The 22526-nt window shown below is 71.4% G+C and carries 26 protein-coding genes; 23 read left to right on the forward strand and 3 right to left on the reverse strand.

Annotated elements, in window-relative coordinates:
- The first annotated feature begins 336 nt into the window (after positions 1 to 336).
- The 20 genes from IEY17_RS16220 (at position 337) to IEY17_RS16315 (ending at position 18625) form a co-directional block, all read left to right on the forward strand.
- Positions 337 to 573 (forward strand): glutaredoxin family protein, encoded by a 237-nt coding sequence (locus IEY17_RS16220; protein WP_188988571.1) that lies wholly within the window; start codon positions 337 to 339, stop codon positions 571 to 573.
- A 364-nt stretch (positions 574 to 937) separates the two neighbouring features.
- A complete protein-coding gene (locus IEY17_RS16225; protein ID WP_188988573.1) occupies positions 938 to 1792 on the forward strand; it encodes a redox-sensing transcriptional repressor Rex in 855 nt (284 codons plus the stop codon).
- On the forward strand, positions 1789 to 3174 hold the full coding sequence (locus tag IEY17_RS16230) for a glutamyl-tRNA reductase (protein ID WP_188988575.1): 1386 nt from the start codon (positions 1789 to 1791) through the stop codon (positions 3172 to 3174). Before IEY17_RS16225 ends, IEY17_RS16230 begins: the two co-directional genes overlap by 4 nt.
- Positions 3171 to 4106, forward strand: coding sequence for a hydroxymethylbilane synthase (hemC, locus tag IEY17_RS16235; protein ID WP_188988577.1), 936 nt, complete (start codon positions 3171 to 3173; stop codon positions 4104 to 4106). The genes IEY17_RS16230 and hemC overlap by 4 nt, the downstream gene beginning before the upstream one ends.
- An 18-nt stretch (positions 4107 to 4124) precedes the next feature.
- The gene (locus IEY17_RS16240; protein WP_188988579.1) at positions 4125 to 5657 is read left to right on the forward strand and encodes a bifunctional uroporphyrinogen-III C-methyltransferase/uroporphyrinogen-III synthase; all 1533 of its coding nucleotides are present in this window, start codon (positions 4125 to 4127) and stop codon (positions 5655 to 5657) included.
- Between the two features lie 215 nt (positions 5658 to 5872).
- Complete coding sequence (gene hemB / locus IEY17_RS16245) at positions 5873 to 6865, forward strand: porphobilinogen synthase (protein WP_188988581.1); 993 nt, start codon at positions 5873 to 5875, stop codon at positions 6863 to 6865.
- Complete coding sequence (locus IEY17_RS16250; protein ID WP_188988583.1) at positions 6862 to 7440, forward strand: hypothetical protein; 579 nt, start codon at positions 6862 to 6864, stop codon at positions 7438 to 7440. Before hemB ends, IEY17_RS16250 begins: the two co-directional genes overlap by 4 nt.
- Positions 7441 to 7479: 39 nt before the next feature.
- Complete coding sequence (locus IEY17_RS16255; RefSeq protein ID WP_229680221.1) at positions 7480 to 7992, forward strand: hypothetical protein; 513 nt, start codon at positions 7480 to 7482, stop codon at positions 7990 to 7992.
- 52 nt (positions 7993 to 8044) lie between these two features.
- Entirely contained in the window at positions 8045 to 8617 is a 573-nt protein-coding gene (locus tag IEY17_RS16260) for a hypothetical protein (protein ID WP_188988585.1), read from the forward strand.
- 52 nt (positions 8618 to 8669) lie between these two features.
- On the forward strand, positions 8670 to 9350 hold the full coding sequence (locus IEY17_RS16265; protein WP_229680222.1) for a hypothetical protein: 681 nt from the start codon (positions 8670 to 8672) through the stop codon (positions 9348 to 9350).
- Between the two features lie 50 nt (positions 9351 to 9400).
- Complete coding sequence (locus IEY17_RS16270; RefSeq protein WP_188988587.1) at positions 9401 to 9766, forward strand: hypothetical protein; 366 nt, start codon at positions 9401 to 9403, stop codon at positions 9764 to 9766.
- Positions 9763 to 10197, forward strand: coding sequence for a hypothetical protein (locus IEY17_RS16275; RefSeq protein ID WP_188988589.1), 435 nt, complete (start codon positions 9763 to 9765; stop codon positions 10195 to 10197). The genes IEY17_RS16270 and IEY17_RS16275 overlap by 4 nt, the downstream gene beginning before the upstream one ends.
- Positions 10198 to 10271: 74 nt before the next feature.
- Positions 10272 to 10613 (forward strand): hypothetical protein, encoded by a 342-nt coding sequence (locus IEY17_RS16280; protein WP_188988591.1) that lies wholly within the window; start codon positions 10272 to 10274, stop codon positions 10611 to 10613.
- A 47-nt stretch (positions 10614 to 10660) separates the two neighbouring features.
- Positions 10661 to 12010, forward strand: a complete 1350-nt coding sequence (gene hemL / locus IEY17_RS16285) for a glutamate-1-semialdehyde 2,1-aminomutase (protein ID WP_188988593.1) — start codon at positions 10661 to 10663, stop codon at positions 12008 to 12010.
- Complete coding sequence (locus IEY17_RS16290) at positions 12007 to 12642, forward strand: histidine phosphatase family protein (protein ID WP_188988595.1); 636 nt, start codon at positions 12007 to 12009, stop codon at positions 12640 to 12642. The genes hemL and IEY17_RS16290 overlap by 4 nt, the downstream gene beginning before the upstream one ends.
- The gene (locus IEY17_RS16295; RefSeq protein WP_188988597.1) at positions 12639 to 13226 is read left to right on the forward strand and encodes a TlpA family protein disulfide reductase; all 588 of its coding nucleotides are present in this window, start codon (positions 12639 to 12641) and stop codon (positions 13224 to 13226) included. Before IEY17_RS16290 ends, IEY17_RS16295 begins: the two co-directional genes overlap by 4 nt.
- Positions 13227 to 13423: 197 nt before the next feature.
- Complete coding sequence (locus IEY17_RS16300; RefSeq protein ID WP_188988599.1) at positions 13424 to 14206, forward strand: cytochrome c biogenesis CcdA family protein; 783 nt, start codon at positions 13424 to 13426, stop codon at positions 14204 to 14206.
- Positions 14206 to 15831: a cytochrome c biogenesis protein ResB gene (gene resB / locus IEY17_RS16305; protein WP_188988601.1), complete on the forward strand. Its 1626-nt coding sequence runs from the start codon at positions 14206 to 14208 to the stop codon at positions 15829 to 15831. The genes IEY17_RS16300 and resB overlap by 1 nt, the downstream gene beginning before the upstream one ends.
- Entirely contained in the window at positions 15831 to 16832 is a 1002-nt protein-coding gene (gene ccsB, locus IEY17_RS16310) for a c-type cytochrome biogenesis protein CcsB (RefSeq protein ID WP_188988603.1), read from the forward strand. The genes resB and ccsB overlap by 1 nt, the downstream gene beginning before the upstream one ends.
- A gap of 236 nt (positions 16833 to 17068) precedes the next feature.
- Positions 17069 to 18625, forward strand: a complete 1557-nt coding sequence (locus IEY17_RS16315; RefSeq protein WP_188988605.1) for a MinD/ParA family ATP-binding protein — start codon at positions 17069 to 17071, stop codon at positions 18623 to 18625.
- 40 nt (positions 18626 to 18665) lie between these two features.
- Here IEY17_RS16315 and IEY17_RS16320 read toward each other — a convergent pair whose 3' ends face one another.
- The gene (locus IEY17_RS16320; RefSeq protein ID WP_188988607.1) at positions 18666 to 18857 is read right to left on the reverse strand and encodes a hypothetical protein; all 192 of its coding nucleotides are present in this window, start codon (positions 18855 to 18857) and stop codon (positions 18666 to 18668) included.
- 214 nt (positions 18858 to 19071) lie between these two features.
- On the reverse strand, positions 19072 to 19293 hold the full coding sequence (locus IEY17_RS16325) for a BldC family transcriptional regulator (RefSeq protein ID WP_188988610.1): 222 nt from the start codon (positions 19291 to 19293) through the stop codon (positions 19072 to 19074).
- 196 nt (positions 19294 to 19489) lie between these two features.
- Between IEY17_RS16325 and IEY17_RS16330 the strand changes: the two genes are divergently transcribed.
- From IEY17_RS16330 to IEY17_RS16340, 3 genes are read left to right on the forward strand one after another with little or no spacing between them, the layout of a single operon-like run.
- Positions 19490 to 19792, forward strand: a complete 303-nt coding sequence (locus IEY17_RS16330) for a DUF4229 domain-containing protein (RefSeq protein ID WP_268240363.1) — start codon at positions 19490 to 19492, stop codon at positions 19790 to 19792.
- Positions 19792 to 20889 (forward strand): L-cysteine desulfhydrase Cds1, encoded by a 1098-nt coding sequence (cds1, locus tag IEY17_RS16335; RefSeq protein WP_229680233.1) that lies wholly within the window; start codon positions 19792 to 19794, stop codon positions 20887 to 20889. Before IEY17_RS16330 ends, cds1 begins: the two co-directional genes overlap by 1 nt.
- Before the next feature lie 60 nt (positions 20890 to 20949).
- Entirely contained in the window at positions 20950 to 21513 is a 564-nt protein-coding gene (locus IEY17_RS16340) for a DUF3558 family protein (protein WP_229680223.1), read from the forward strand.
- Positions 21514 to 21621: 108 nt separating this feature from the next.
- On the opposite strand, the gene IEY17_RS16345 is transcribed toward IEY17_RS16340, so the two are convergent.
- A complete protein-coding gene (locus tag IEY17_RS16345; RefSeq protein WP_188988615.1) occupies positions 21622 to 22494 on the reverse strand; it encodes a 1,4-dihydroxy-2-naphthoate polyprenyltransferase in 873 nt (290 codons plus the stop codon).
- Positions 22495 to 22526 lie beyond the last annotated feature (32 nt).

Raw genomic sequence — 22526 nt, forward strand, 5'->3', positions numbered from 1 at the left:
CCGACCGGGTGCTGGTGGGGACGCACCGGCGCCGGCGTCATGTCGCGGTGTCCGTCGGACACCCGCCTCCGGCGGTCGTGCGGGGTCTGGTGATCTGGGGACCTGGCGCCGGGGGCATGGGCGTTGGAGCAGCAGCATACGTGTTGTTACTCGAAAGTAGGTAGTGCGCGACGGTGACGGTTCGATCACTCTGGGTATTCGCGTGCGGGCGTTCGTCTCGCTGAGGAGGGTGATTTTGACCACGCGAGGAGTGCTGCCGGTGAGCCGGGCGCGGCCAGCCCCCGAGTACGTTGGAACCGGGAAATCCGGCCCCCTTACCACTCCTGGAGCGAAGGCATGCACGAGGTGACGGTGATGACCCGGGAGAACTGCCACGCGTGCGAGGACGCGATCTCCGACGTGCGGCGGATCTGCACCGAACTCGGCGTGCCCTGGTCCACCCGGGACGTGGACTCCGACCCCGAACTGCGCGCCGAGTACGGCGACCACGTGCCGGTGATCTTGATCGATGGAGCCGAGCACGGCTACTGGAAGGTCGAGGAGGAGCGGTTCCGCCGCGCCCTGGCGAGCTGACCACCGCAGCAGGCCGCCACGTGCCGCAGACCACGCGTTTTGGCACGTCGGGGGGCCATCGGCAATGATGTGGGGGACGGTTTGCCCGTCCGGCGGACCCCCACCGCGGCGACTTTGTGCATGCGTTCACAAATAGTTACGGTGTAGGGGGTCGGGCTGGCGGAATCCCGGTGCGGGTCAGCGGATCAGGTGTCGAGGTGGCGGATCTCGGCGCGCCGAGACCGCCGTTGCGGCAGACCGGTCGGTGCTCGGCGCCGCGACGCCGGAAGCCGACGACCGCGCGGCGTGCGCCACGGCGCCGACGCGCGGACAGGCCAGAGCAGTAGGAAGGCCAGTGCAGCAGGCAGGGCGAGGGAGATCCAGCGTGACGGCCGACGGAGCGGACGTGCAGGACGGTGACGGGCAGGCCGAGGCCGATTCCCGGACCGAGCCCAAGCAGTCGCCGGAAATTGAGGTGCCCGCGGCACGCGAGCGCGCCCGGGCCATCCCGGAGGCGGCCGTCGCCCGGCTCGCGGTCTACCTGCGCGCCCTGTCCGGGCTCGCCGACCAGAACGTCAGCACCGTCTCCAGCGACGAACTCGCCGTGGCCGCCGGGGTGAACTCGGCCAAGCTGCGCAAGGACCTGTCCTACATCGGTTCCTACGGCACCCGCGGCGTCGGCTACGAGGTCTCGGTGCTCATCGGCCAGATCGAGCGCACCCTCGGGCTGACCCGAAAGCACAGCGTCGCGGTGGTCGGGATCGGCAACCTCGGGCACGCGCTGGCCAACTACGGCGGCTTCCCCAGCCGCGGCTTCCCGGTGTCCGCGCTGTTCGACCTCGACCCGGACCTGATCGGGGTGCCGGTGGGCGGGATCCCGGTCAGCCACATCGACGACATCGTCAAGGTGTGCACCGAGCGCGAGGTCACCATCGGCGTCATCGCCACGCCCGCGCAGGGCGCCCAGGAGGTCTGCGACCGTTTGGTCGCCGGTGGCGTGACATGCATCCTGAACTTCGCGCCCGTCGTGCTGCAGGTCCCGGAGAACGTCGAGGTGCGCAAGGTCGACCTGGCGGTGGAGATGCAGATCCTGTCGTTTCACGTGGCCCGGCGCCAGCAGGAGGCGGCGGCAGAAGCCGATCAGTCCGCAGTGGACGGAGCGGACATCGGTCCGCCGGGCTCCGGCGGACAGGTACCCGGCGACGTTGAATCGGCAGACAGGATGGTGGAACGGCTGTGAACCTGCTCACCGTCGGCATCTCCCACCACAGCGCTCCGGTGCGGGTGCTGGAACGGGTGGCGATCAGCTCGGAGGACATCCCCAAGATCCTCGACGCGCTGCTGCAGGGCGAGCACGTCTGCGAGGCGTTCGTCGTCTCCACCTGCAACCGCGTCGAGGTCTACGCGGTCGCCGAGACCTTCCACGGCGGCCTCGACGACGTCACCTCGGTGCTGGCCCGCCACGCCGGTGCCGAGGTCGGTGACCTCGCCGACCACCTGTACGTCTACTACGCTGGCGCCGCCGTCGAGCACCTCTTCTCGGTGGCCGCGGGACTGGACTCGATGGTCGTCGGCGAAGCCCAGATCCTCGGCCAGCTGCGGCAGGCGTACGGCGTCGCCGACGAGAACGGCGCCGTCGGCAGGACCCTGCACGAACTCGCCCAGCAGGCCCTGCGCGTTGGCAAGCGCGTCCACGCCGAGACCGGCATCGACGCCGAGGGCGCGTCGGTGGTCTCCGAGGCGTTGGCCGACGCCGAGGCCGCGCTCGACGGCCTGGCCGGGCGCCGCGCGCTGCTGGTCGGCGCGGGCTCGATGGGCGGCCTGGCCGCCGCGCAGCTCAAGCGAGCCGGCATCGGCGAGGTCGTGATCGCCAACCGCACCGCGGCCAACGGTGAACGGCTCGCCGAGTCGCTGCGCGCCGACGGCGTCACCGCCCGCGCCACCGACCTGGCCGACCTCGCCGACGCGATCGCCGCCGCGGACCTCGTCGTGGCCTGCACCGGCGCGGTCGGGGCCGTGGTGACCGAAGACGTGGTCGCCGCCGCGCTGACCGTGCGCGACGACCGCCCGCTGCTGTGCTGCGATCTGGGCCTGCCGCGCGACATCGCGATCGAGGTCGGTGAGCTGCCCGGCGTCACCGTCGTCGACCTGGAGAGCCTGCAGCGGCGGCTGTCGGACAAAAACGGCGGCAACGAGTCCGAGCGGGCCGCGCAGATCGTCGCCGAGGAACTGCGCAACTACCTCGCCGCGCAGCGCTCGGCCGAGGTGACCCCGACCGTGACGGCGCTGCGCAAGCGGGCCGCCGAGGTCGTCGACAGCGAGCTGCTCCGGCTCGACTCGCGCCTGCCCGACCTGGACGAGGGCGTACGCGACGAGCTCGCCCGCACCGTCCGGCGCGTCGTCGACAAGCTGCTGCACACGCCGACGGTCCGGGTCAAGCAACTGGCGTCGGTGCCCGGCGGCGCCGGGTACGCCGACGCCCTCCGCGAGCTTTTCGAGCTCGATCCCCAGACCACCGCGGTGCTCGGCACCCCGCAGGCCGACGAGGTCCTGCCGGGCGGGGCGACCGTCGCCCGGGTGCGGCGGCGGGACCGGGCAGGACAGGACGGTGAGGATCGTTGAACAAGATTCTCCGCATCGGAACCCGCGGCAGCGCGCTGGCCATGGCGCAGAGCTCCCGGGTGGCCGAGGAGCTGGAGAAGGCCGGATACCCGACCGAGCTGGTCACCGTGACGACCCCCGGCGACCGGTCGATGGCGCCGATCGCCGAGATCGGCGTCGGCGTGTTCACCTCCGCGCTGCGCGAGGCGCTGGCCGCCGGTGAGGTGGACGTTGCGGTGCACTCCTACAAGGACCTGCCGACCGAACCAGACCCCCGGCTGTCGCTGGCCGCCGTCCCGGTCCGGGAGGACCCGCGGGACGCGCTGGTGGCGCGGGACGGTCTGACGCTCGGCGAACTGCCCCCGGGCTCCGTAGTGGGCACCGGTTCGCCGCGCCGCGCCAGTCAGCTCCGGGCCCTCGGCCTGGGGCTGGAGGTGCGCAGCATCCGCGGCAATGTGGACACTCGCATGCGCAAGGTGACCGACGGCGAGCTGGACGCCGTCATCCTCGCCCGCGCCGGCCTCGCCCGCGTGGGTCGGCTTGCGATGATCACAGAAACGCTCGATCCACTGCAGATGCTGCCCGCGCCCGCCCAGGGCGCGCTGGCAGTGGAATGCCGCGTCGACGACGTGGACACCGAGCACCTGCTGCAGTCCGTTCTGGACGATCAGGCCAGCCGCGCCGCGGTGGCCGCCGAGCGCGCCATGCTGGCCGCGCTCGAAGCGGGCTGTAACGCGCCGGTCGGCGCGCTGGCCGAAGTGGTGGATGACCTCGACGAGGACGGGCGCGTGGCGCTGCGGCTGTCCCTGCGCGGGGTGGTGGCGACCGACGATGACCAGTTGGTGCGCGCCTCCATCACTGGTGAGACGACCGCCGCAGAGCAGCTCGGCCGCGCGCTGGCCGCCGAGCTGCTCGAAGCCAGGGCCGCATTGCTCAGCGGACCCGGGCAGTAGTTGATGGGGAGTGCCCTGATGACCCGAGCACGTAAGACCCCCGGACGCATCGCCTTCGTGGGCTCCGGTCCCGGTGACGCGGGACTGCTCACCGTCCGGGGCCGGGACGCGATCGCCCGCGCCGCGCTGCTGGTGACCGACCCGGACGTACCCGCCGACATCGTCGGCCTGGCCGCCGACGGCGCCGAGGTGCGGCCCGCCGTGGGCGACCCGGCCGACGTGGCCAAGGACCTGGCCAACGAGGCGGCCACCGGGCGCAACGTGGTCCGGTTGGTCGCCGGTGACCCGCTGACCGCCGACGCGGTGGTCCGCGAGGTGCAGGAAGTCGCCAAGACCGAGGCCACCTTCGACGTCATCCCGGGCGTCACCGCGGGCAGCGCCGTCCCGGCCTACGCCGGTGTGGCGCTGGGCGCGGTGCACACCGAGGTCGACGTCCGTGGCGACGTGGACTGGGCGGCGTTGGCCGCGGTGCCCGGCGCGCTGGTGCTGCACACCACCGGTAGCCACCTGGCCGAGGCCGCGTCCGCGCTGGTCGAGCACGGTCGCCCGGCGACCACCCCGGTCGCGGTGACCGCCTCCGGCACCACGGTGCAGCAGCGCACCATCGACACGACGTTGGCCTCGCTGGCCGCCGACGCCGGTGAATTGCAGGGCCACCTGGTGGTGACCATCGGCGACGTCGTGGCCGAGCGCAGCAAGCTGTCCTGGTGGGAGTCCCGCGCCCTGTACGGCTGGAAGGTCCTGGTGCCGCGCACCAAGGAGCAGGCCGGCGTGATGAGCGACCGGCTGTGGTCGCACGGCGCGGTGTCGCACGAGGTGCCGACGATCTCCGTGGAGCCGCCGCGCAGCCCCGCGCAGATGGAGCGCGCGGTCAAGGGCCTGGTCGACGGCCGCTACCAGTGGGTGGTGTTCACCTCGGCCAACGCGGTGCGCGCGGTGTGGGAGAAGTTCGCCGAGTTCGGCCTGGACGCGCGTGCGTTCTCCGGTGTGAAGATCGCCTGCGTCGGCGAGGCGACCGCGGCGAGGGTGCGTGCCTTCGGCATCACGCCGGAGCTGCTGCCGTCCGGCGACCAGTCCAGCGAGGGCCTGCTGCAGGACTTCCCGCCGCACGACGACATCCTCGACCCGGTTGACCGGGTGCTGCTGCCACGTGCCGACATCGCCACCGAGACGCTGTCGGCCGGGCTGCGGGAACGCGGTTGGGAGGTCGACGACGTGACGGCCTACCGCACCGTGCGGGCCGCGCCGCCGCCGGCCGAGACCCGCGAGATGATCAAGACGGGCGGGTTCGACGCGGTGTGCTTCACCTCGTCGTCCACCGTCCGGAACCTGGTCGGCATCGCGGGCAAGCCGCACGCCCGGACGCTGGTGGCCTGCATCGGCCCGAACACGGCGGAGACCGCCAAGGAGTTCGGCCTGCGGGTGGACGTGCAGCCGGAGGTGCCGCGGGTCGAGGACCTGGTGGACGCCCTGGCCGAGCACGCGGCCCGGCTCCGCGCCGAGGGCGCCCTGCCCCCGCCGCGCAAGGCCAAGCGCGCCCGCCGCAGCTGACGAGCGAGCCGAGGGGCACCCACCACCGAGCAGGCGGAGGGTGTCCCTCATTCGTTCCGTCCGGGGCACGTCGTTGGGTGTGGAAGCTGACCGGTCCGCTTGCGCGGACTCCGGTTCGCGCGCGGTTCGGGGTGCGGACCCTCGGCCGGGCGTTCCGCCGGGATGGATACGCTCGTGGTGTCACCCCCGCCGCGATCGTTTTGGGGAGCCGCCTGATGTATCCCTCCCATCGTCCGCGCCGGCTGCGCCGCAACGCCTCCCTGCGCCGGTTGGTGTCGGAGACGTCCGTGGAGCCTCGGCACCTCGTGCTGCCGATGTTCGTCCGCGAGGGGGCCAGCGAACCGGTGCCGATCGCGACGATGCCCGGTGTCGTGCAGCACACCCGCGACTCGCTGCGCAAGGCCGCCGTCGAGGCGGTCGAGGCCGGGGTCGGCGGGCTCATGCTGTTCGGCGTACCGGAGCAGCACGACGCGATGGGCTCCGGAGCGGTCGACCCGGACGGCATCCTCAACGTCGCGCTGCGCGACCTGTCCGCCGAGGTTGGCGACAGCACCGTGCTGATGGCCGACCTGTGCCTGGACGAGTTCACCGACCACGGCCACTGCGGCGTGCTCGACGAGGACGGTGTCGTGGACAATGACCGCACCCTGCAGATCTACGGCGAGATGGCCGTGGTGCAGGCGCAGAGCGGGGCGCACGTGGTCGCCCCCAGCGGCATGATGGACGGCCAGGTCGGCGTGATCCGTGAGTCGCTCGACGCGACCGGGTTCACCGACACCTCGATCATGGCGTACTCGGCGAAGTACGCCTCGGCGCTGTACGGCCCGTTCCGCGAGGCGGTCAACTCCCAGCTGCAGGGCGACCGCAAGACCTACCAGCAGGACCCGGGCAACGGCCGGGAGGCGCTGCGCGAGCTGGAGCTCGACCTCGCCGAGGGCGCCGACATGGTGATGGTCAAACCCGCGATGTCCTACCTGGACGTGCTGCGCGACGTGGCGAGCGTCGCCGACGTGCCGGTGGCCGCGTACCAGATCTCCGGCGAGTACTCGATGATCGAGGCCGCCGTCGCCAACGGCTGGCTGGACCGGCAGCGCACCGTGCTGGAGACGCTGACCTCGATCCGCCGCGCCGGGGCCGACATCGTCCTGACCTACTGGGCGGTCCAGGCGGCGAAGTGGCTGCGGGACGAGCGCGGCGGTCGGGTATGACCGAGCCGGTCCAGCGCGTGGACGCGTTCGGCCGACCGCTGCCCGACCAGCGACCGCAGGCGCCGCAGTCGCTGCTGCGGGCCCGGTGGTTGTGGATCGGCGCGGTGCTGATCGGCATGGTGCAGGCGTTCGTGCAGCTGGTCGACCGGCCGCGGCTGATCGCCCAGCTGCGGCAGCTGCAGCCCGAACTCGGCCAGGAGGAGCTCGACGCCGCCGCCAACAGCGGGATCATGTTCACGTTCCTGCTCAAGGCGATGATCCTGCTGGCGTACGTGCTGCTGTCGCGGCGGATGCTGGAGGGCCGCAACTGGGCACGCGTGGTGCTGACCGTCTTCGGCGGCTTCGGCGTGTTCAACGCGCTGGTTACGGTACTGACCGTGGCGGTGGTCGGTCCCGACCTGATCCGCGAGCTCAGCGGGGTGACGATCACCGGTGCTGACGTGGCGTTCTCGCTGGCCGTGATGGCCGCGGATCTCGCCGCGATCGTGCTGATGTACCTGCCCGAGTCCAACCGGTTCATGCGTGCCGCCCGCGGTGGTCACGCACCGGAACACCCCCGTAGCGGATGGTCATAACCGCTGGACAGCGGGGTGATGGGTTCTTAGGCTGGGCATGTGACGTCGCCGGAGCCCGAGCCGTTCCAGCCGAGGCACCTGTCCGGCCCTTGGCGGCCGAGCACGGTCGAGTACGCCTTCTGGTCCGGCATCGCCGGCGTGGTGGTGGGTTTCGGCATCCTGGCCGCGGCGTTCCTGATGGTCTCCGACGCGGAGCTGCAGCTGGTGCTGGACCAGGCCAGGGCGCAGGGGCAGCCGATGACCCTGGAGCAGGCCCGCAGCATCTACCTGGCGGTGCTGGCCCTGACCACCGCGATCGTCGCGGTGATCGCCGCATTGTGGATCATGTTCCTGTTCTTCCTGCGCCGCGGTCGGAACTGGGCGCGCATCGTGGTCACCGTCGTCGGCGTCGTGTGGTTCCTGATCACCATCCCGTCGGTGTTCGGCGGAACCGGCGGCAGCGCGCTGACCGCGGTGCTCGGGGTCCTGCAGCTGGCGGCGGTCGGGGCGACGGTGGTGTTCGCGAACCTGGCTCCGTCCACCGAGTATTTCCGGGCCGCGGGGCGTCGGTAACAACTCGCCGGAGTCAGTGGACAGCGGTGATCGCCGGCAATACGGTTTCCGAATGACCACGCCGCAGCAGCCCTGGCCGCAGCAACCGCAGCAGTTCCCGGGCGGTCAACCACAGTTCCCCCCCGGGTACGCGCCGCAGTACGCGGCCCCGAAGCCGAGGGTTCCGGGCACGGTGTCCTTCGCCAGCGTGCTCGGTCTGGTGGTGCCGCCGCTGTCCGCCCTGCTCAGCGTGGTCAGCTTCGTGATCATGCTGACCATGTTCAGCGACATCCTGTCGTCTGCGTTCTCCGCTCTTGCCGTGAGCGGCTTCTTCACCCTCGCCGCAGTCGTGTGCGCGGCGCTCTGGGTGGTCTTCTCGCTGCGGATGCGCGGCGGTCGCAATTCGGCGCGGATCACGCTGGTGGTCCTGGCCGCGGTGTGGTTGCTCTACGACCTGTACTCGATCGTCATCTTCGTCCTGAACGTCGCCGGCACCTTCGACCAGTTCGTCCACGTCGTCGGTTCGCCGACCGTGCTCATCGGCCTCGCGCAGATGGTGCTGGTGCTGGTCACGACGGTGCTGTTCCTGATCCTGGTGTCCGTGAAGCCGTCCACCGAGTATTTCCGCGCGATGGCCGGGCGGTGAGTTTCGGCAACCAAGTGGACAGCAGGTGAGCCCTGTTCATACTGTTTGCCGCGTGACATCGCCCCAGACTCCCTGGAATTCGGGCGGGTACCCGCAGTACCCGCAGAGCGGAACGCCGTCCGGTGCGTTTCCGCAGCAGCAGTACCCGCAGGGCGGATATGCGCAGTACCCGCGGTCGAATCCGTTCGCGGCCCCGCCGGTGCCCGGCCACGACCTCGGGGAATTCCGGCGCCCGGCCACGGTCGAGGTCGCGTTCTGGATCTCCGTGGTGGTGCCGCTGCTGGCGACGGTGCTGTCGGTGGTCAGCTACCTGCTGCTGCAGGGCTGGATGAACGACTCGCTGTCCGGGATGGGCGACAACGAGTACACCGCGGAAATCACCTCGGTGGCCAACGGGTTCCTGCTGTTCTTCTTCATCTTCTTCACGATCATCTACCTGATCCTCACGGCGCTGTGGATCCTGTTCGGCTTCAAGATGCGGGCCGGCCGGAACTGGGCGCGCATCACGCTCACCGTGCTCGCCAGCATGTGGTTGCTGTCCAGCCTGGTCAGCCTCGTCCAGGGCGGCACCATGCTGACCGGCAGCACGGTGGAGGAGATGGAGATGCCCGGCTCCTTCCTGGCGCTGACCTACACGCAGGGCGGGCTGGGCGTGGTCGGCATGGCCCTGTTCATCACCCTGGTGTTCCTCAAGCCGTCGAACTGGTACTTCCAGGCGGCGAACCGGCGCTGATGGAACCGCCGCCGCGACCGCTGCGCTGGGCCGTCGTCCTGTGGTGGGCGGTGGCGATCGTCCTTCTGCTGCAGGTGGCGTTGCTGTGGGCCGATCGCGCGGAACTGCCGCAGCGGTTGGTCGAGCGGCAGGTCGCGCCCGCGGAGGCGGCCGCCCGGGCGCACCACCTGCTGCTGGTCAACACGGGAGTCGCCGTGGTGTTCGCGGCGGCCTACCTCGGGTTCGGCGCGTTGCTGTTCCGGCGGCGCGCCTGGGCCCGCAACGCGGTGTCGGTGTTCGCGCTGGTGCACCTGGTGATGCTGTTGGCAACCGGGGCAGTGTTCGGCGTGCACGCCGTCCTGCTGGTGCTGGGCGTGGCCGCCGGAGTGCTGCTGTGGCGGCGCGCCAGCACAGACTGGCTGACGGGTGAGCGATGAGCGGACCGGTGTTGTACGCCGAGCGCGGCAGCAGCTGGTGGCCGGTGCTGTGGGGACCTGCGTTCGCGCTGCTGGGGCTCGGTGTCGAGGCGCTGACTCCGGGCCCGGTGAACACGGCGACGTGGCTGCTGCTGGCCGGAGCGCTCGCCGCGGCCGCGGCCGTCTGGGTGTACGGGCGGCGGCGACTGGTTTCGGTGCGCCTGACCCCGACCGAGCTGGTGCAGGGCCGCGAGGTGCTGGAGGTCAGGCGCATCAGTGCGGTCCGCGACGTGGGCGCGCCGGTCGGCGCCCGGGTACTCGGCGGCAGCTGGACGGTGCCGAAGGGAACCGGCGAGGTGCCGCTGCGGCTGGACGCCGACGAGGTGGTGCTGGCCTGGGCGAAGAACCCGGAAGCCCTGGCCCGGGAACTCACTCGCCTCGTGGAACGCTGAGCGCCCCGGAGATCGCCGCTCACCGGTCTTACGGGTTCGTGGTGTGCACAACGGGTCATGAGACGCTTCTGCGCGTGACGACTCCGGACCCGCGGCCCGCGGACGGGCCGCCGAAGCTCACCGCCGAGACCAGCGAACCCGCTCGTTCGGGCGGCGTGCACCAGCCCTGGCGGGCCGCCGTGGCCGGGATCGAACTGGTCTTGGCCGTGCTGCTGGTGGTGTTCGCGTGGTGGGCGTGGGGCCAGGGCAAGGTGACCATCGCCCTGCCCGGGCCGGGCGGCGCCGTGGACGTCGTGACCAGGTCGGTCGGCAGTTGGTTGTCCGGTGCCGTCGGGGCGGTGACGGTGGCCGGGTTGTTGGTGCTTGACGCGGCCCGCCAGGTGGTGCTGGCCGTGCGGGTGCGCCGACGGGCCTGATGACGGGGTGAGGCCGGTCACCGGCCCGCGCCTGTCAAACTGGGGGCGTGACAGCTTCTGCGAACCCCGCCTCGAACGTGAACGACGATCCGGCTCCGCGGTCGCGGCAGCTGTTCGAACGCGCTCAGGCCGTGACGCCGGGAGGCGTCAACTCGCCGGTCCGGGCGTTCCACTCGGTCGGCGGCACGCCCCGGTTCATGGTGCGCGGCGAAGGTGCCTACCTGTGGGACGCCGACGACAACCGGTACGTGGACCTGGTGTCGTCGTGGGGGCCGATGATCAACGGGCACGCGCACCCGGACGTGGTGCGCGCGGTGCGGGAGGCCGCCGCGCACGGCCTGTCCTTCGGCACGCCCGGCGTCGGCGAGATCGACCTCGCGCAGGAGATCATCGACCGCGTCGAGCCGGTCGAGCAGGTCCGGCTGGTCAACTCCGGCACCGAGGCGGCGATGAGCGCCGTGCGGCTGGCCCGCGGGTTCACCGGTCGGCAGAAGATCGTCAAGTTCGCCGGGTGCTATCACGGCCACGTCGACGCGCTGCTGGCCAGCGCGGGCTCCGGCGTCGCCACCCTCGGCCTGCCCACCTCGCCGGGCGTCACCGGCGCACAGGCGGCGGACACCATCGTGCTGCCCTACAACGACCTCGACGCGGTCCGCCGGGTCTTCGCCGAGGAGGGCGACCAGATCGCCTGCGTGATCACCGAGGCCGCGGCGGGCAACATGGGTGCGGTCGCGCCGCTGCCCGGCTTCAACGAGGGCCTCCGGGCGATCACCCGGGACGCCGGGGCGCTGCTGATCATGGACGAGGTCATGACCGGATTCCGGGTCTCGGCCGCCGGCTGGTACGGGATCGACGGGGTCGCCGGTGACCTCTACACCTTCGGCAAGGTGATGTCCGGCGGGCTGCCCGCCGCGGCGTTCGGCGGTCGCGCCGACGTCATGGCCCACCTCGCCCCGTCCGGACCGGTCTACCAGGCGGGGACGCTGTCCGGGAACCCGGTCGCGGTGGCCGCCGGTCTGGCCAACCTGCGGGCCGCCGACGCCGAGGTGTACGCCGCCCTGGACCGCAACAGCAAGCGGCTCGGCGAGCTGCTCGGGTCCGCGCTCACTGCGGCGGGCGTCCCGCACCAGGTCGCGTTCGCGGCCAACATGGTCAGCGTCTTCTTCAGCGAGACGCCGGTGCACAACTACGAGCAGGCGCAGGCCCAGCAGGTGTGGCGCTACCCCGCGTTCTTCCACGAACTGCTCAGGCGCGGTGTCTACCCGCCGCCGAGCGCCTTCGAGTGCTGGTTCGTCAACGCGGCGATGGACGACGCGGCGTTCGAGATCATCGCCGACGCGCTGCCGCACGCCGCACGGGCCGCCGCGGCGGCCACAGCACCGGAGGCGGGCGCATGAGCGATGAGCGGACCGTGGTGCACTTCCTGCGCCACGGAGAGGTCCACAACCCGGAGGGCGTCCTCTACGGGCGCCTGCCGGGCTACCGGCTGTCGGACCGCGGGGAGCAGCAGGCGAAGGTCGTCGCCGAGTTCCTGGCGGGCCGCGACATCGCGCACGTCGTCGCCTCCCCGCTGCAGCGGGCGCAGCAGACCGCGCTGCCGATCAGCGATATGTTCCAGCTCGAGGTGGCCACCGACGAGCGGCTCATCGAAGCGGAGAACATGTTCGAGGGGCTGAAGGTCTCCGTCGGCGACGGTGCCCTGCGCTCGCCGAAGCACTGGCCGAAGCTGTGGAACCCGCTGCGCCCGTCGTGGGGCGAGCCGTACCTGAAGATCGCGCACCGCATGCTCGGTGCCGCACACCGGGCGCGGCAGGTGGCGGCCGGTCGGGAGGCGGTGTGCGTGTCGCACCAGCTGCCGATCTGGACGCTGCGGCGCTTCCTGGAGGGCAAGCCGATGTGGCACGACCCGCGTCGGCGGCAGTGCTCGCTGGCCTCGCTGACCAGCCTGGTGTTCCGCGGCGAGGAACTCGTGCGGATCGCCTACGTCGAACCGGCCGGGGGGACTGATCCGAAGGTGACAGGGGCATGAAGCGGCTGTTGGTACGTCTCGGGCTCGTTGCGGCAGCCCTGACCCTGGTCGGCGGATGCGCCACCCAGGGCCAGGACGCGGTGGCCACCGGCGGCGAGTTCACCTTCGTCTCGCCCGGCGGGCAGACCCGCATCTTCTACCCGCAGCAGGACCGCGGCCGCGTTTCCGGGCTGGCCGGGGAGAACCTGCTGGAGCCGGGCAAGCAGATCGGCGTCGACGACTTCCCGGGCAAGGTCGTGGTGCTCAACATCTGGGGCTCGTGGTGCGGGCCGTGCCGGTCCGAGGCCGACGACCTGCAGGCGGTGCAAAACAAGACCGCTGCCCAGGGCGTGCAGGTGCTGGGCATCAACGTGCGCGACAGCCGCTCGGCCGCGTCGGACTTCCACCGCGACCGCGGGTTGACCTACCCGTCGATCTTCGACCCGGCGGGCCGGTCGCTGCTGGCACTGCGCCAGTTCCCGCGCAGCACCGTTCCAGCGACGATCATCCTCGACCGGCAGCACCGGGTCGCGGCGGTCTTCCTCACCGAGATGCTGGAGAGCGAGCTGCTACCCGAGGTGCAGAAGATCGCCGCGGAGCAGTGACCGCCGCGGGGTCCGCGGATCGCCGGTAGCGGCGCGTTGCCAGGTGTGATGCTCGCCTCCAGTGGTCCCGAATACGCGGGACCTATGGCCCTGGCCGCGGGGCCGCGCTCCTGCGCAGCCCGTTCACCAGGCATGATGTGGGGCGCTTCACCCGGCCCGGTGCGCCCGGGCCGTTCCGGCTTCCCTACCCTCGAAGCGTGAACCCCACCGAGCTCGCCGCGTCCGGCCCGCTGCTGTTCGCGGCGGCGATCGCGGCGCTCGCCGGGGCGATCAGCTTCGCCTCGCCGTGCGTGGTGCCGTTGGTGCCCGGCTACCTGGCCTACCTGGCCGGGGTCGTGGGCGCGGAGGCGCCGCCGATCGACGAAGCAGAGGCCGAACAGGGCCGCCGGGGGCGCTGGCGGGTGGCCGGGGCCGCCCTGCTGTTCGTCGCCGGATTCAGCATCGTGTTCGCGGCCGGGACGCTCATCCTCCTTGGGGTGTCCGATGCCCTGCTGGCCAACGAGCAGCTGCTGCAGCGCGTGGGCGGGGTCGTCACCGTCGCCATGGGCCTGGTGTTCCTCGGGTTGATCCCGGCCCTGCAGCGGGACGTGCGGATCCACCGGGTGCCCCGCGCCGGGGTGTGGGGCGCGCCGCTGCTGGGTGCGGTGTTCGGCCTCGGCTGGACCCCCTGCCTGGGCCCCACGCTGGTCGGCGTGATCTCGGTGGCCGCGGGCACGTCCGTGGACACCAGCACCGCCGTCCGCGGTGTCCTGCTCGTCCTGGCGTACTGCCTGGGACTGGGGGTGCCGTTCGTGCTGCTGGCGCTCGGCGCGAGGTGGGCAGTCCGGAGCACCGGTTGGCTGCGCCGCCGGGGCCGAGCCATCCAGATCGCGGGAGGGGTGCTGCTCGTGGTGGTGGGCCTGCTGCTCGTCACCGGCCTGTGGGGAGACCTGATCGCGGTGCTCCGCGGTCCGATCGCCGGTTTCGAGACACCGATCTGATGCGCGGCTACCTGACCACCACCCTGGCGTTGCTGCGCAACACCTGGCGCGGGCTGACGTCGATGCGCACCGCGCTGGTGCTGCTGTTCCTGTTGGCGCTGGCCGCGCTGCCCGGCGCGCTCATCCCGCAGCGGTCGCTGAACCAGTCCGAGGTGGACCGGTACTTCCGCGAGTACCCGACCCTGGCGCCGATCCTGGACAAGCTCGGGGCCTTCGAGGTCTTCAGCTCCGTCTGGTTCGCCTCCATCTACGTCCTGCTGTTCATCTCGCTGATCGGCTGCCTGCTGCCGCGCTGCTACGAGTACTACAAGCAGTGGCGCGCCAAGCCGGTCCGCACGCCACGCAACCTGTCCCGGATGCCACACCACGAGTCGGCCACCCTGCACGCCTCGGTCGACGAGGTGATGGCCGCCGCCCGCAAGCGGCTGCGCGGCTGGCGCATGGTGGAGCGCGAGGAGGCCGACGGCGCGCGCTCGATCAGCGCCGAGCGCGGGTTCCTGCGCGAGATCGGCAACCTCGTCTTCCACTTCGCCCTGGTCGGGCTGCTCGTCGGGGTCGCGGGCGGCAAGCTGTACGGCTACGAGGGCCAGGTCATCGTCATCGCCGACGGTTCGGAGTTCTGCAACTCCGGCACCTACAACTACGACTCGTTCCGGGCCGGGCTGACCGTCGACGGCACCCAGCTGTCCCCGTTCTGCCTGCGCGTCAACGACTTCGACGTGCAGTACCAGCCGAACGGGCAGGTTGAGGCATTCCGCGTCGACATGCAGTACCAGGCCGGCGACGACCTGGAGACCGGCACCTGGCGGCCGTACCTGCTGCAGGTCAACCACCCGCTGCGGATCGCGGGCGACCGGATCTACCTGACCGGCAACGGATACGCGCCCCGGTTCACCGTCACCTTCCCGGACGGTCAGCAGCGCACCGGTCTCATCCAGTGGCAACCGGTCTCGCCACAGACCATGCTGTCGCAGGGCGCCACCAAGTTCGATCCGCCGGGCGTGCAGGACGAGGTGCAGCGCCGCCAGAACCAGATCGCGGTCACCGGGCTGTTCGCACCCACCGCCACCTTCGACGGCGCGGTGCTCAGCTCCGGCTTCCCCGACCTGCTTGACCCGGCGGTCGCCGTGGACGTGCTGCGCGGCGACCTGGGGTTGGACTCCGGTCGCGGCCAGTCGATCTTCGGCGTGGACCAGTCCATGGTGGACCAGGGGCGCCTCAAACGGGTGGCGCGGGAGAACCTGCGCATCGGCCAGGAGATCCGCCTCGACGACGGCACCACGGTCCGCTTCGACGGCGTCGAGCGGTGGGCCAACCTGCAGGTGTCGCACGACCCGTTCCAGCCGTGGGTCCTCGGGTTCGCGATCGCCGTCATCGTCGGCATCGGGACGTCGCTGGCCATCAAGCGCCGCCGCGTGTGGGTGCGGGCCGTCCCGCACCCGGAATCGGACGGATCCGGCAGCGTGCGTACCGTTGTCGAGGTCGGCGGACTCGCCCGGACCGATCAGGCCGGTTACGGCGAGGAGTTCACCAGGCTGGCCGCCGACCTGCTCGGGACGGGTGTCGACCACTCCTCCCCGGAGGCACGCGCGACCGCCGGACCCGCGCGCGAAAGGAAGAGCTGATGTCGGTCAACCAGACGCTGTCGACGTACAGCGACATGGCGTACGCCACCTCGGTGGTCATCTACATCGCCGCGATGCTGCTGTACTTCGGGGAATTCGCCTACGGCCGCACCGGCACCGCGGCTCGCAAGCGCGAGTCGGTGCTGGTCAGCGCCGGTGGCGGTGAGTCCACCGAGCAGCCGGTGGTCGGGCGGATCGAGACGCCGCAGAAGCGCCCGCTGTCCGAACGGCTGGGCGGCATGGCGGTCGCCATGACGGTGCTGGGTGTGCTGGTGCACGGTGCTTCCCTTCTGCTGCGCGGTTTCGCCACCGGCCGGGTGCCGTGGGGCAACATGTACGAGTTCGGCTCGGCGATCTGTCTGGCCGCGGTCATCGCCTGGCTCGTCGTGCTGTTCCGGCAGCTGCGCGCCGGTCGGCGCGACGCGACCCCGACGCAGCTGCGCGGGCTCGGCGGTTTCCTGATGCTGCCGGTGGTCCTGCTGTTGTTCCTGTCCGGCACCGTGCTGTACGCCCAGGCCGGTCCGCTGATCCCGGCGTTGCAGTCCTACTGGATCGTGATCCATGTGTCGGCCGCAATCGTGGCCAGCGGTGTGCTGCTGTTCGCCGGAGTGGCCAGCGTGCTGTACCTGCTGCGCGCCCGGTACGAGAACAACCCGTTGAAGATGGCGAAGTTCGGCTCCCGGCTGCCCACCAGCCAGGCGCTGGACCGGATGGCCTACCGCGCCACGGTGATCATCTTCCCGGTCTGGACCTTCGCCATCATCGCGGGCGCGATCTGGGCGGAAGCCGCGTGGGGCCGCTTCTGGGGCTGGGACCCGAAGGAGACCTGCTCCTTCGTCGCCTGGGTTGTCTACGCCGCATACCTGCACGCGCGCGCCACCGCCGGCTGGCGGGGCGTCCGCGCCGCGTGGATCAACATCTTCGGCCTCGCGGTGATGATCTTCAACCTGTTCTTCATCAACATCGTCGTCGCGGGTCTTCACTCGTACGCTGGACTGTGATCCGGTGATCGGTGCCCGGCCGGGCACCACACCGCCGGGGTCGCCGTCCTCCTTTCGACCCCGCAACTGCCCGCCACCAGCGCAGTCCGCGCCCCGGCGAGCGCACCTTCCGGTGGGGTCGATCGCCCACCCCCGGTGACTCGTGGGTATACCTGGGACTACCGTGCCTCTCGGGGGCGGGGAGATCTCGATTCGGTCCGGCAGGGCTCGACTCGATTGTTGGAGGGACGGCAACGGTGACCGGACAGTACGAAGAGCCTGACGCACGGCGGGACGCGGGCACCGCTGCGACCTCGGCCGAGGGTGCGTCCTCCGGATCCGAGGCCAAGGGTGCGGCGTCGGCTCCGCAGGGCGGTTACGTGGAGTCGGCGACCACACCGGGGCAGCCGCATCCCGCCACCGAGCCCACGCCGTCGTACGTGGATTCGTCGCAGGAAGCGGGCGCCTACCCGGTCGACGACGCGCCGCAGCCGTACTACCCAAGCGGTGCGCCGACCGGCGCGTCGCCGAACTATGCGGACCCGAGCCGGTCCGGCCCGCAGCAGTTCCCGAGCGGGCCGTACCACGCGGACCCGGCGGCGTCCGGGCCGCACCAGCAGCCGACCATGTCGGGACCGCACCAGGTGCTCGGGACGCAGTCCGGTCCCTACTCCGTCTCCGGTGGGCCTTCTGGACCGTACGCGCCGGTTTCCGGTGGCCCGTCCGGACCGTACCCGCCGACCGCCAGCGGGCCGTCCGGACCGTACCCGGCGCCCGGCGCGGGACAGCAGCCGATGAACCAGCAAGTCGGCCCGCAGCAGTCGTATTCGCCATACACCCAGGCTGGACCGTCCGGGCCGGCGGGGGATCAGCCGTTCGGCCAGGACCTCTCGTCCGCTCAGCTACTTCGGCAGACCAAACGGTCACCCCAATCGGGTTGGCGGCGCGCCGTGTACCTGGCCACCGGCAAGACGGTGAACCTCGGCGAGAGCCCGGCCGACCGGCGCCGCCGCGAATTGATCACCAGGGTGAACCAGCCGCTGCAGGGCTGCTACAAGATCGCCATGCTCAGCCTGAAGGGCGGCGTCGGCAAGACGACCACCACCGCCACCCTCGGCTCCACCTTCGCGTCGCTGCGCGGCGACCGGGTGATCGCCGTCGATGCCAACCCGGACCGCGGCACGCTGAGCCAGAAGATCCCGCTGGAGACCACCGCGACCGTGCGCCACCTGCTGCGGGACGCGCACCGGATCCGCAAGTACAGCGACGTCCGCTCCTACACCTCGCAGGGGCCCAGCCGGCTGGAGATCCTGGCCAGCGAGCAGGACCCGGCCGTCTCGGAGGCGTTCAGCGAGGACGACTACCGGCGCACCGTGACGCTGCTGGAGCACTTCTACAACGTGGTGCTGACCGACTGTGGCACCGGGCTGATGCACTCCGCGATGAAGGGCGTGCTGGACCTGGCGGACTCGCTGGTCGTCGTGTCGTCGAGCTCCATCGACGGGGCCCGCAGCGCTTCGGCCACATTGGACTGGCTGGACGCGCACGGCTACGGGGACCTGGTGTCGCGGTCCGTGGCGGTGATCAACTCGGTGCGGCCGGCCGCTGGGAAGGTCGACATCGACAAGCTGGCCGCGCACTTCGGGGCGCGGTGCCGCGCGGTGTCGAAGATTCCGTTCGACCCGCACCTGGAGGAGGGTGCCGAGGTGGAGCTGGACCGGCTGGCTGCGCCGACCCGGATGGCGCTGCTGGAGCTGGCGGCGATCGTGGCCGACGACTTCCCGCACGCGCCGGGGCGCAACCGCCAGGGGTGAGGGAACCGGTGCGGGCGTGCGCCGCCCGCACCCAGGTGCGTCAGTCCTTCTCGTCCGAGGGGCGCGACCTGCGGCGCTGCTCGTCGAGCTTGCGCAGGAACTCGGGGTCGTCGTCCGGCGCCACGGGCGCCTGCCGGGGGCGGCGGGCCGCCGCGATCGAGGCGGGGCCGAACGCCTTCCACATCAGCACGACGATGGTGAGCGCACCGATCGCCGCCAGGACATAGATCATCGGGGCCACCTCCCACAGTCTCCGCTTCGAGATTAGCCAATCCCGACTGCGGTTGTCGTTGACGCGGATGGCGCGGTCCCGCGGCGGATCCGCCGGGCGCGGTCCGGTCCGGGTGGCGCCTCGCGGACGGGGCGAGGTCCCACCCGGACCGGCGGACCGCCGGGCGGTCCCGCAGCGCCCGGGCGGCGCGGTGGTTCAGACCGGGCGGCGCGGTTCAGGCCGGACGGTTGACGTCGTTGGTCAGCTCGGCCAGCAGCGTGCGGACCTCGGACTCGCGGAAGCGGCGGTGTCCACCGGGGGTGCGGATGGAGCCGATCCGCCCGGCGGTCGCCCACCGCGTCACGGTCTTGGGGTCCACCCGGAACAGCGCCGCGACCTCACCGGGCGTGAGGAGCTGCTCCTGGCCGTTCTGGCGAGACTGCTGGGTCGCGGACACAGTCGACCTCCACTTGTCGAGTCGTGGTCATTCGGGCATTCCGGTCGCATCCTGGCACCTCGATGGTCAGGTACTCGAACATTTGGCTTTAGGTAAAGGGAAGGTAAGGGACGAAAGCGGCTCTTCGGGCGGTGCGCGGCCGCGCCCCCGCGGTCGCCCGGCAGGTCGGCGCCCGGATTGCTCTACCCTGGGTGACGTGCAGGAACAGCAGGAAGTCGAAGGCGCGAAGCCGAACCTCGCGCGCGACGTCGCGCTCTACACCGCCGCCCGGCTGGCCATGGTGGTCGCCGTGGCCGCGCTCCTCGTGCTGGCGCAGGTGCCGGCGCTGGTCGCGCTGGCCGTGTCGGTGGTGGTCGTGATGCCGCTGTCGCTGGTGGTGTTCGGTCGGCTGCGGCGGCGCGTGGCGACCGGCATGGCCGAGCGGGCCGCGGCGCGCCGGGCCCGCCGCGAGGAGCTCCGCGCCCAGCTGCGCGGCGACCGCACCTCGCAAGCCCGGTGATCGGCAGCATCGACCGCTCCTGCGCCAGGACCCGTGACTGGACCTGCGAAGCGGTGCGTGTGATCGAGGCCGACGCCAACCGCAGCGCGGACACCCACCTGCTGCGGTATCCGCTGCCGGCGGAGTGGGGAGTCGACCTCTACCTCAAGGACGAGTCAACACATCCGACGGGTTCTCTCAAGCACCGGTTGGCCCGATCGCTGTTCCTGTACGCGATCTGCAACGGCTGGGTAACCGAGAACACACCCGTGATCGAGGCGTCGTCGGGTTCGACGGCCGTGTCGGAGGCATACTTCGCGCGCCTGCTCGGCCTGCCGTTCATCGCGGTCATGCCGCGCTCCACCAGCCCGGAGAAGGTGGCGCTGATCGAGTGGCACGGCGGGCGCTGCCACTTCGTCGACGAGCCGGGCGCGATCTACACCGAGTCGCGGCGGCTGGCCGCGGAGCTCGGCGGTCACTTCATGGACCAGTTCACCCACGCCGACCGGGCCACCGACTGGCGGGGCAACAACAACATCGCCGAGTCGATCTTCGAACAGCTCGCGCTGGAGCGGTACGCCGAACCGACCTGGGTGGTCGTCGGCGCGGGCACCGGCGGTACCAGCGCGACCATCGGGCGCTACCTGCGTTACCGGCGGCACAACACCAGGTTGGCGGTCGTCGACCCGGAGCACTCGGTGTTCTTCGACGCGTGGCGGGACGGTGACACGTCGCGGACCAGCGACAAGGGCTCGCTGATCGAGGGCATCGGGCGACCGCGGGTGGAGCCGTCGTTCGTCGGCGAGGCGATCGACCGGATGATCAAGGTGCCGGACGCGGCGTCGATCGCCACCATCCGCTACGTCGAGCAGGTCCTGGGGCGCCGGGTCGGCGGTTCCACCGGTACCAACCTGTGGGGCGTGTTCGCGCTGGTCTCCGAGATGATCCAGCAGGGTCACCAGGGCAGCATCGTGACGCTGCTGTGCGACGGCGGGGAGCGGTACACGAACACGTACTACGACGACGGCTGGGTGGCCGAACGCGGACTGGACCTGAGCGGGCCGCAGGCGGTGCTCGAGCACTTCCACGCCACCGGCGAGTTCCGGGTGGCCTACTAGCGGCCCGCGCCGGACGGGCCGACGCTACCGTGCAGGGGGCGCGCAGGAAGGGTGGTGCTGGTGAGGCGTCAGGCAGGGCTGTCCGCGATCGCGCTGGTCGGGGTGGTGGCCGGGTGCACGGCGGGCGAGTCCGGGCCGCCGACCGTGCCGCCGGCCGCGCAGACCAGCACCACCGAGGAGGTGACGTCCTCGGCCGCGGCCCCGTCCCTCACCCGGACCGTGTCGCCTGAGCAGCGCAGGCGCCTCGCCGACCTGACGCCGGAGCAGGTGTGCGGGCTCGTCGACGTCGGTGACCTCAGCGCGTTGGCGTTCCCGGTTGACAGCGGACACCCGCGCGAGGTCGGGTTCGCCGTGCGCGGCTGTAGTTTCCAGGCGCGTTCTGGCGAGCGTTCCGTGGTGATCGGTGCCCAACCCGAGGGCTACGGGACGCTCGGGCGCGAGGAGGTCGACCTGGGCCCGGTTCGGGGCAGTCAGACGCTGCACGCCAGCGACTGCACGGTATTCGTGCCGGTTGCCGGGGCGACGCTGCAGGTCTCCGTGACCGCAGGCGAAACGAGCGCCGAGCAGTGCCAGACCGCGCAGCACGTGGCGCAGTACGTCCTCGCCGCTGTCGTGCAGTCCTGAGACGTCGCGAACCCGGCACGGAGACGGTCTGACTCCCGGCGACGTCGCAGGACCGGGCCGCCGCGCGGAGGTTGGGCTGGCCGACGCGTCGGATGCGGGCCCTGCCGATCAGCCGAAGGCCAGCGCCAGCGCGGTCACCGCGGCCCAGATGAGCATCGCGAAACCGGTGTCGCGCAACGCCGGAATCAGCGCACGCCCCTGCGCGCCGCCGACCACCGCCCGCAGCGGCATGATCAGCGCTGGTAGCGCGAGGAAACCGAGCAGCACCCAGGAGTTGCGCAGCCCGATCAGGACGGTGATCAGGAACGGCACGAGCGTCAGCGCGACGTAGAGCGTGCGCGTGTCGCGGTCGCCCAGCAGCACCGCCAGCGTGCGTTTGCCGGTGACCCGGTCGGACGGGATGTCGCGGAGGTTGTTGGCCACCAGGACGGCGCTGGACAGGGCGCCGACGCCAACCGCGGCGCCGATGCCGAAGCCTGAGATGGTGTCCGCCTGCACGTACATCGTGCCGAGCACGGCGACCAGCCCGAAGAAGATGAACACCGCCAGCTCGCCCAGCCCGGCGTACCCGTAGGGCCGCTTGCCGCCGGTGTAGTACCAGGCCCCGGCGATGCACAGCGCGCCCACCGCCAGCAGCCACCAGTGTCCACTGAGGACGACGACGCCGAGGCCGGCGACCGCGGCCAGCCCGAAGCAGATCCAGGCCGCGTTGCGCACCGCGGCCGGCCGGGCCGAACCGGAGCCGACCAGCCGGAACGGGCCCACGCGGTCGTCGTCGGTGCCGCGGATGCCGTCGGAGTAGTCGTTGGCGAAGTTCACGCCGATGATCAGCAGCAGCGCGACGGCGAGCGCGAGCGCCGCGGTGGCGGGGTCGAACCGGTCGACGCCGGCGGCCGCCCCGGTTCCGGCAAGAACCGGAGCGATCGCGTTCGGGAAGGTGCGAAGACGTGCGCCTTCAATCCATTGAGCGACAGTCGCCATGGGGGTCATCTTCGCGCACGCGCCGGCCCGCT

The sequence above is a fragment of the Saccharopolyspora thermophila genome, assembly GCF_014646075.1.
In the GTDB taxonomy this organism is placed as follows: domain Bacteria; phylum Actinomycetota; class Actinomycetes; order Mycobacteriales; family Pseudonocardiaceae; genus Saccharopolyspora; species Saccharopolyspora thermophila.

Coding starts and splice junctions, on each gene's coding strand:
- IEY17_RS16220 (WP_188988571.1), top strand. CDS start 337: ATGCACGAGGTGACGGTGATGACCCGGGAGAACTGCCACGCGTGCGAG.
- IEY17_RS16240 (WP_188988579.1), top strand. CDS start 4,125: ATGACCCGAGCACGTAAGACCCCCGGACGCATCGCCTTCGTGGGCTCC.
- hemB (WP_188988581.1), top strand. CDS start 5,873: ATGTATCCCTCCCATCGTCCGCGCCGGCTGCGCCGCAACGCCTCCCTG.
- IEY17_RS16250 (WP_188988583.1), top strand. CDS start 6,862: ATGACCGAGCCGGTCCAGCGCGTGGACGCGTTCGGCCGACCGCTGCCC.
- IEY17_RS16260 (WP_188988585.1), top strand. CDS start 8,045: ATGACCACGCCGCAGCAGCCCTGGCCGCAGCAACCGCAGCAGTTCCCG.
- IEY17_RS16275 (WP_188988589.1), top strand. CDS start 9,763: ATGAGCGGACCGGTGTTGTACGCCGAGCGCGGCAGCAGCTGGTGGCCG.
- IEY17_RS16290 (WP_188988595.1), top strand. CDS start 12,007: ATGAGCGATGAGCGGACCGTGGTGCACTTCCTGCGCCACGGAGAGGTC.
- IEY17_RS16295 (WP_188988597.1), top strand. CDS start 12,639: ATGAAGCGGCTGTTGGTACGTCTCGGGCTCGTTGCGGCAGCCCTGACC.
- resB (WP_188988601.1), top strand. CDS start 14,206: ATGCGCGGCTACCTGACCACCACCCTGGCGTTGCTGCGCAACACCTGG.
- ccsB (WP_188988603.1), top strand. CDS start 15,831: ATGTCGGTCAACCAGACGCTGTCGACGTACAGCGACATGGCGTACGCC.
- IEY17_RS16320 (WP_188988607.1), bottom strand. CDS start 18,857: ATGATCTATGTCCTGGCGGCGATCGGTGCGCTCACCATCGTCGTGCTG.
- IEY17_RS16345 (WP_188988615.1), bottom strand. CDS start 22,494: ATGGCGACTGTCGCTCAATGGATTGAAGGCGCACGTCTTCGCACCTTC.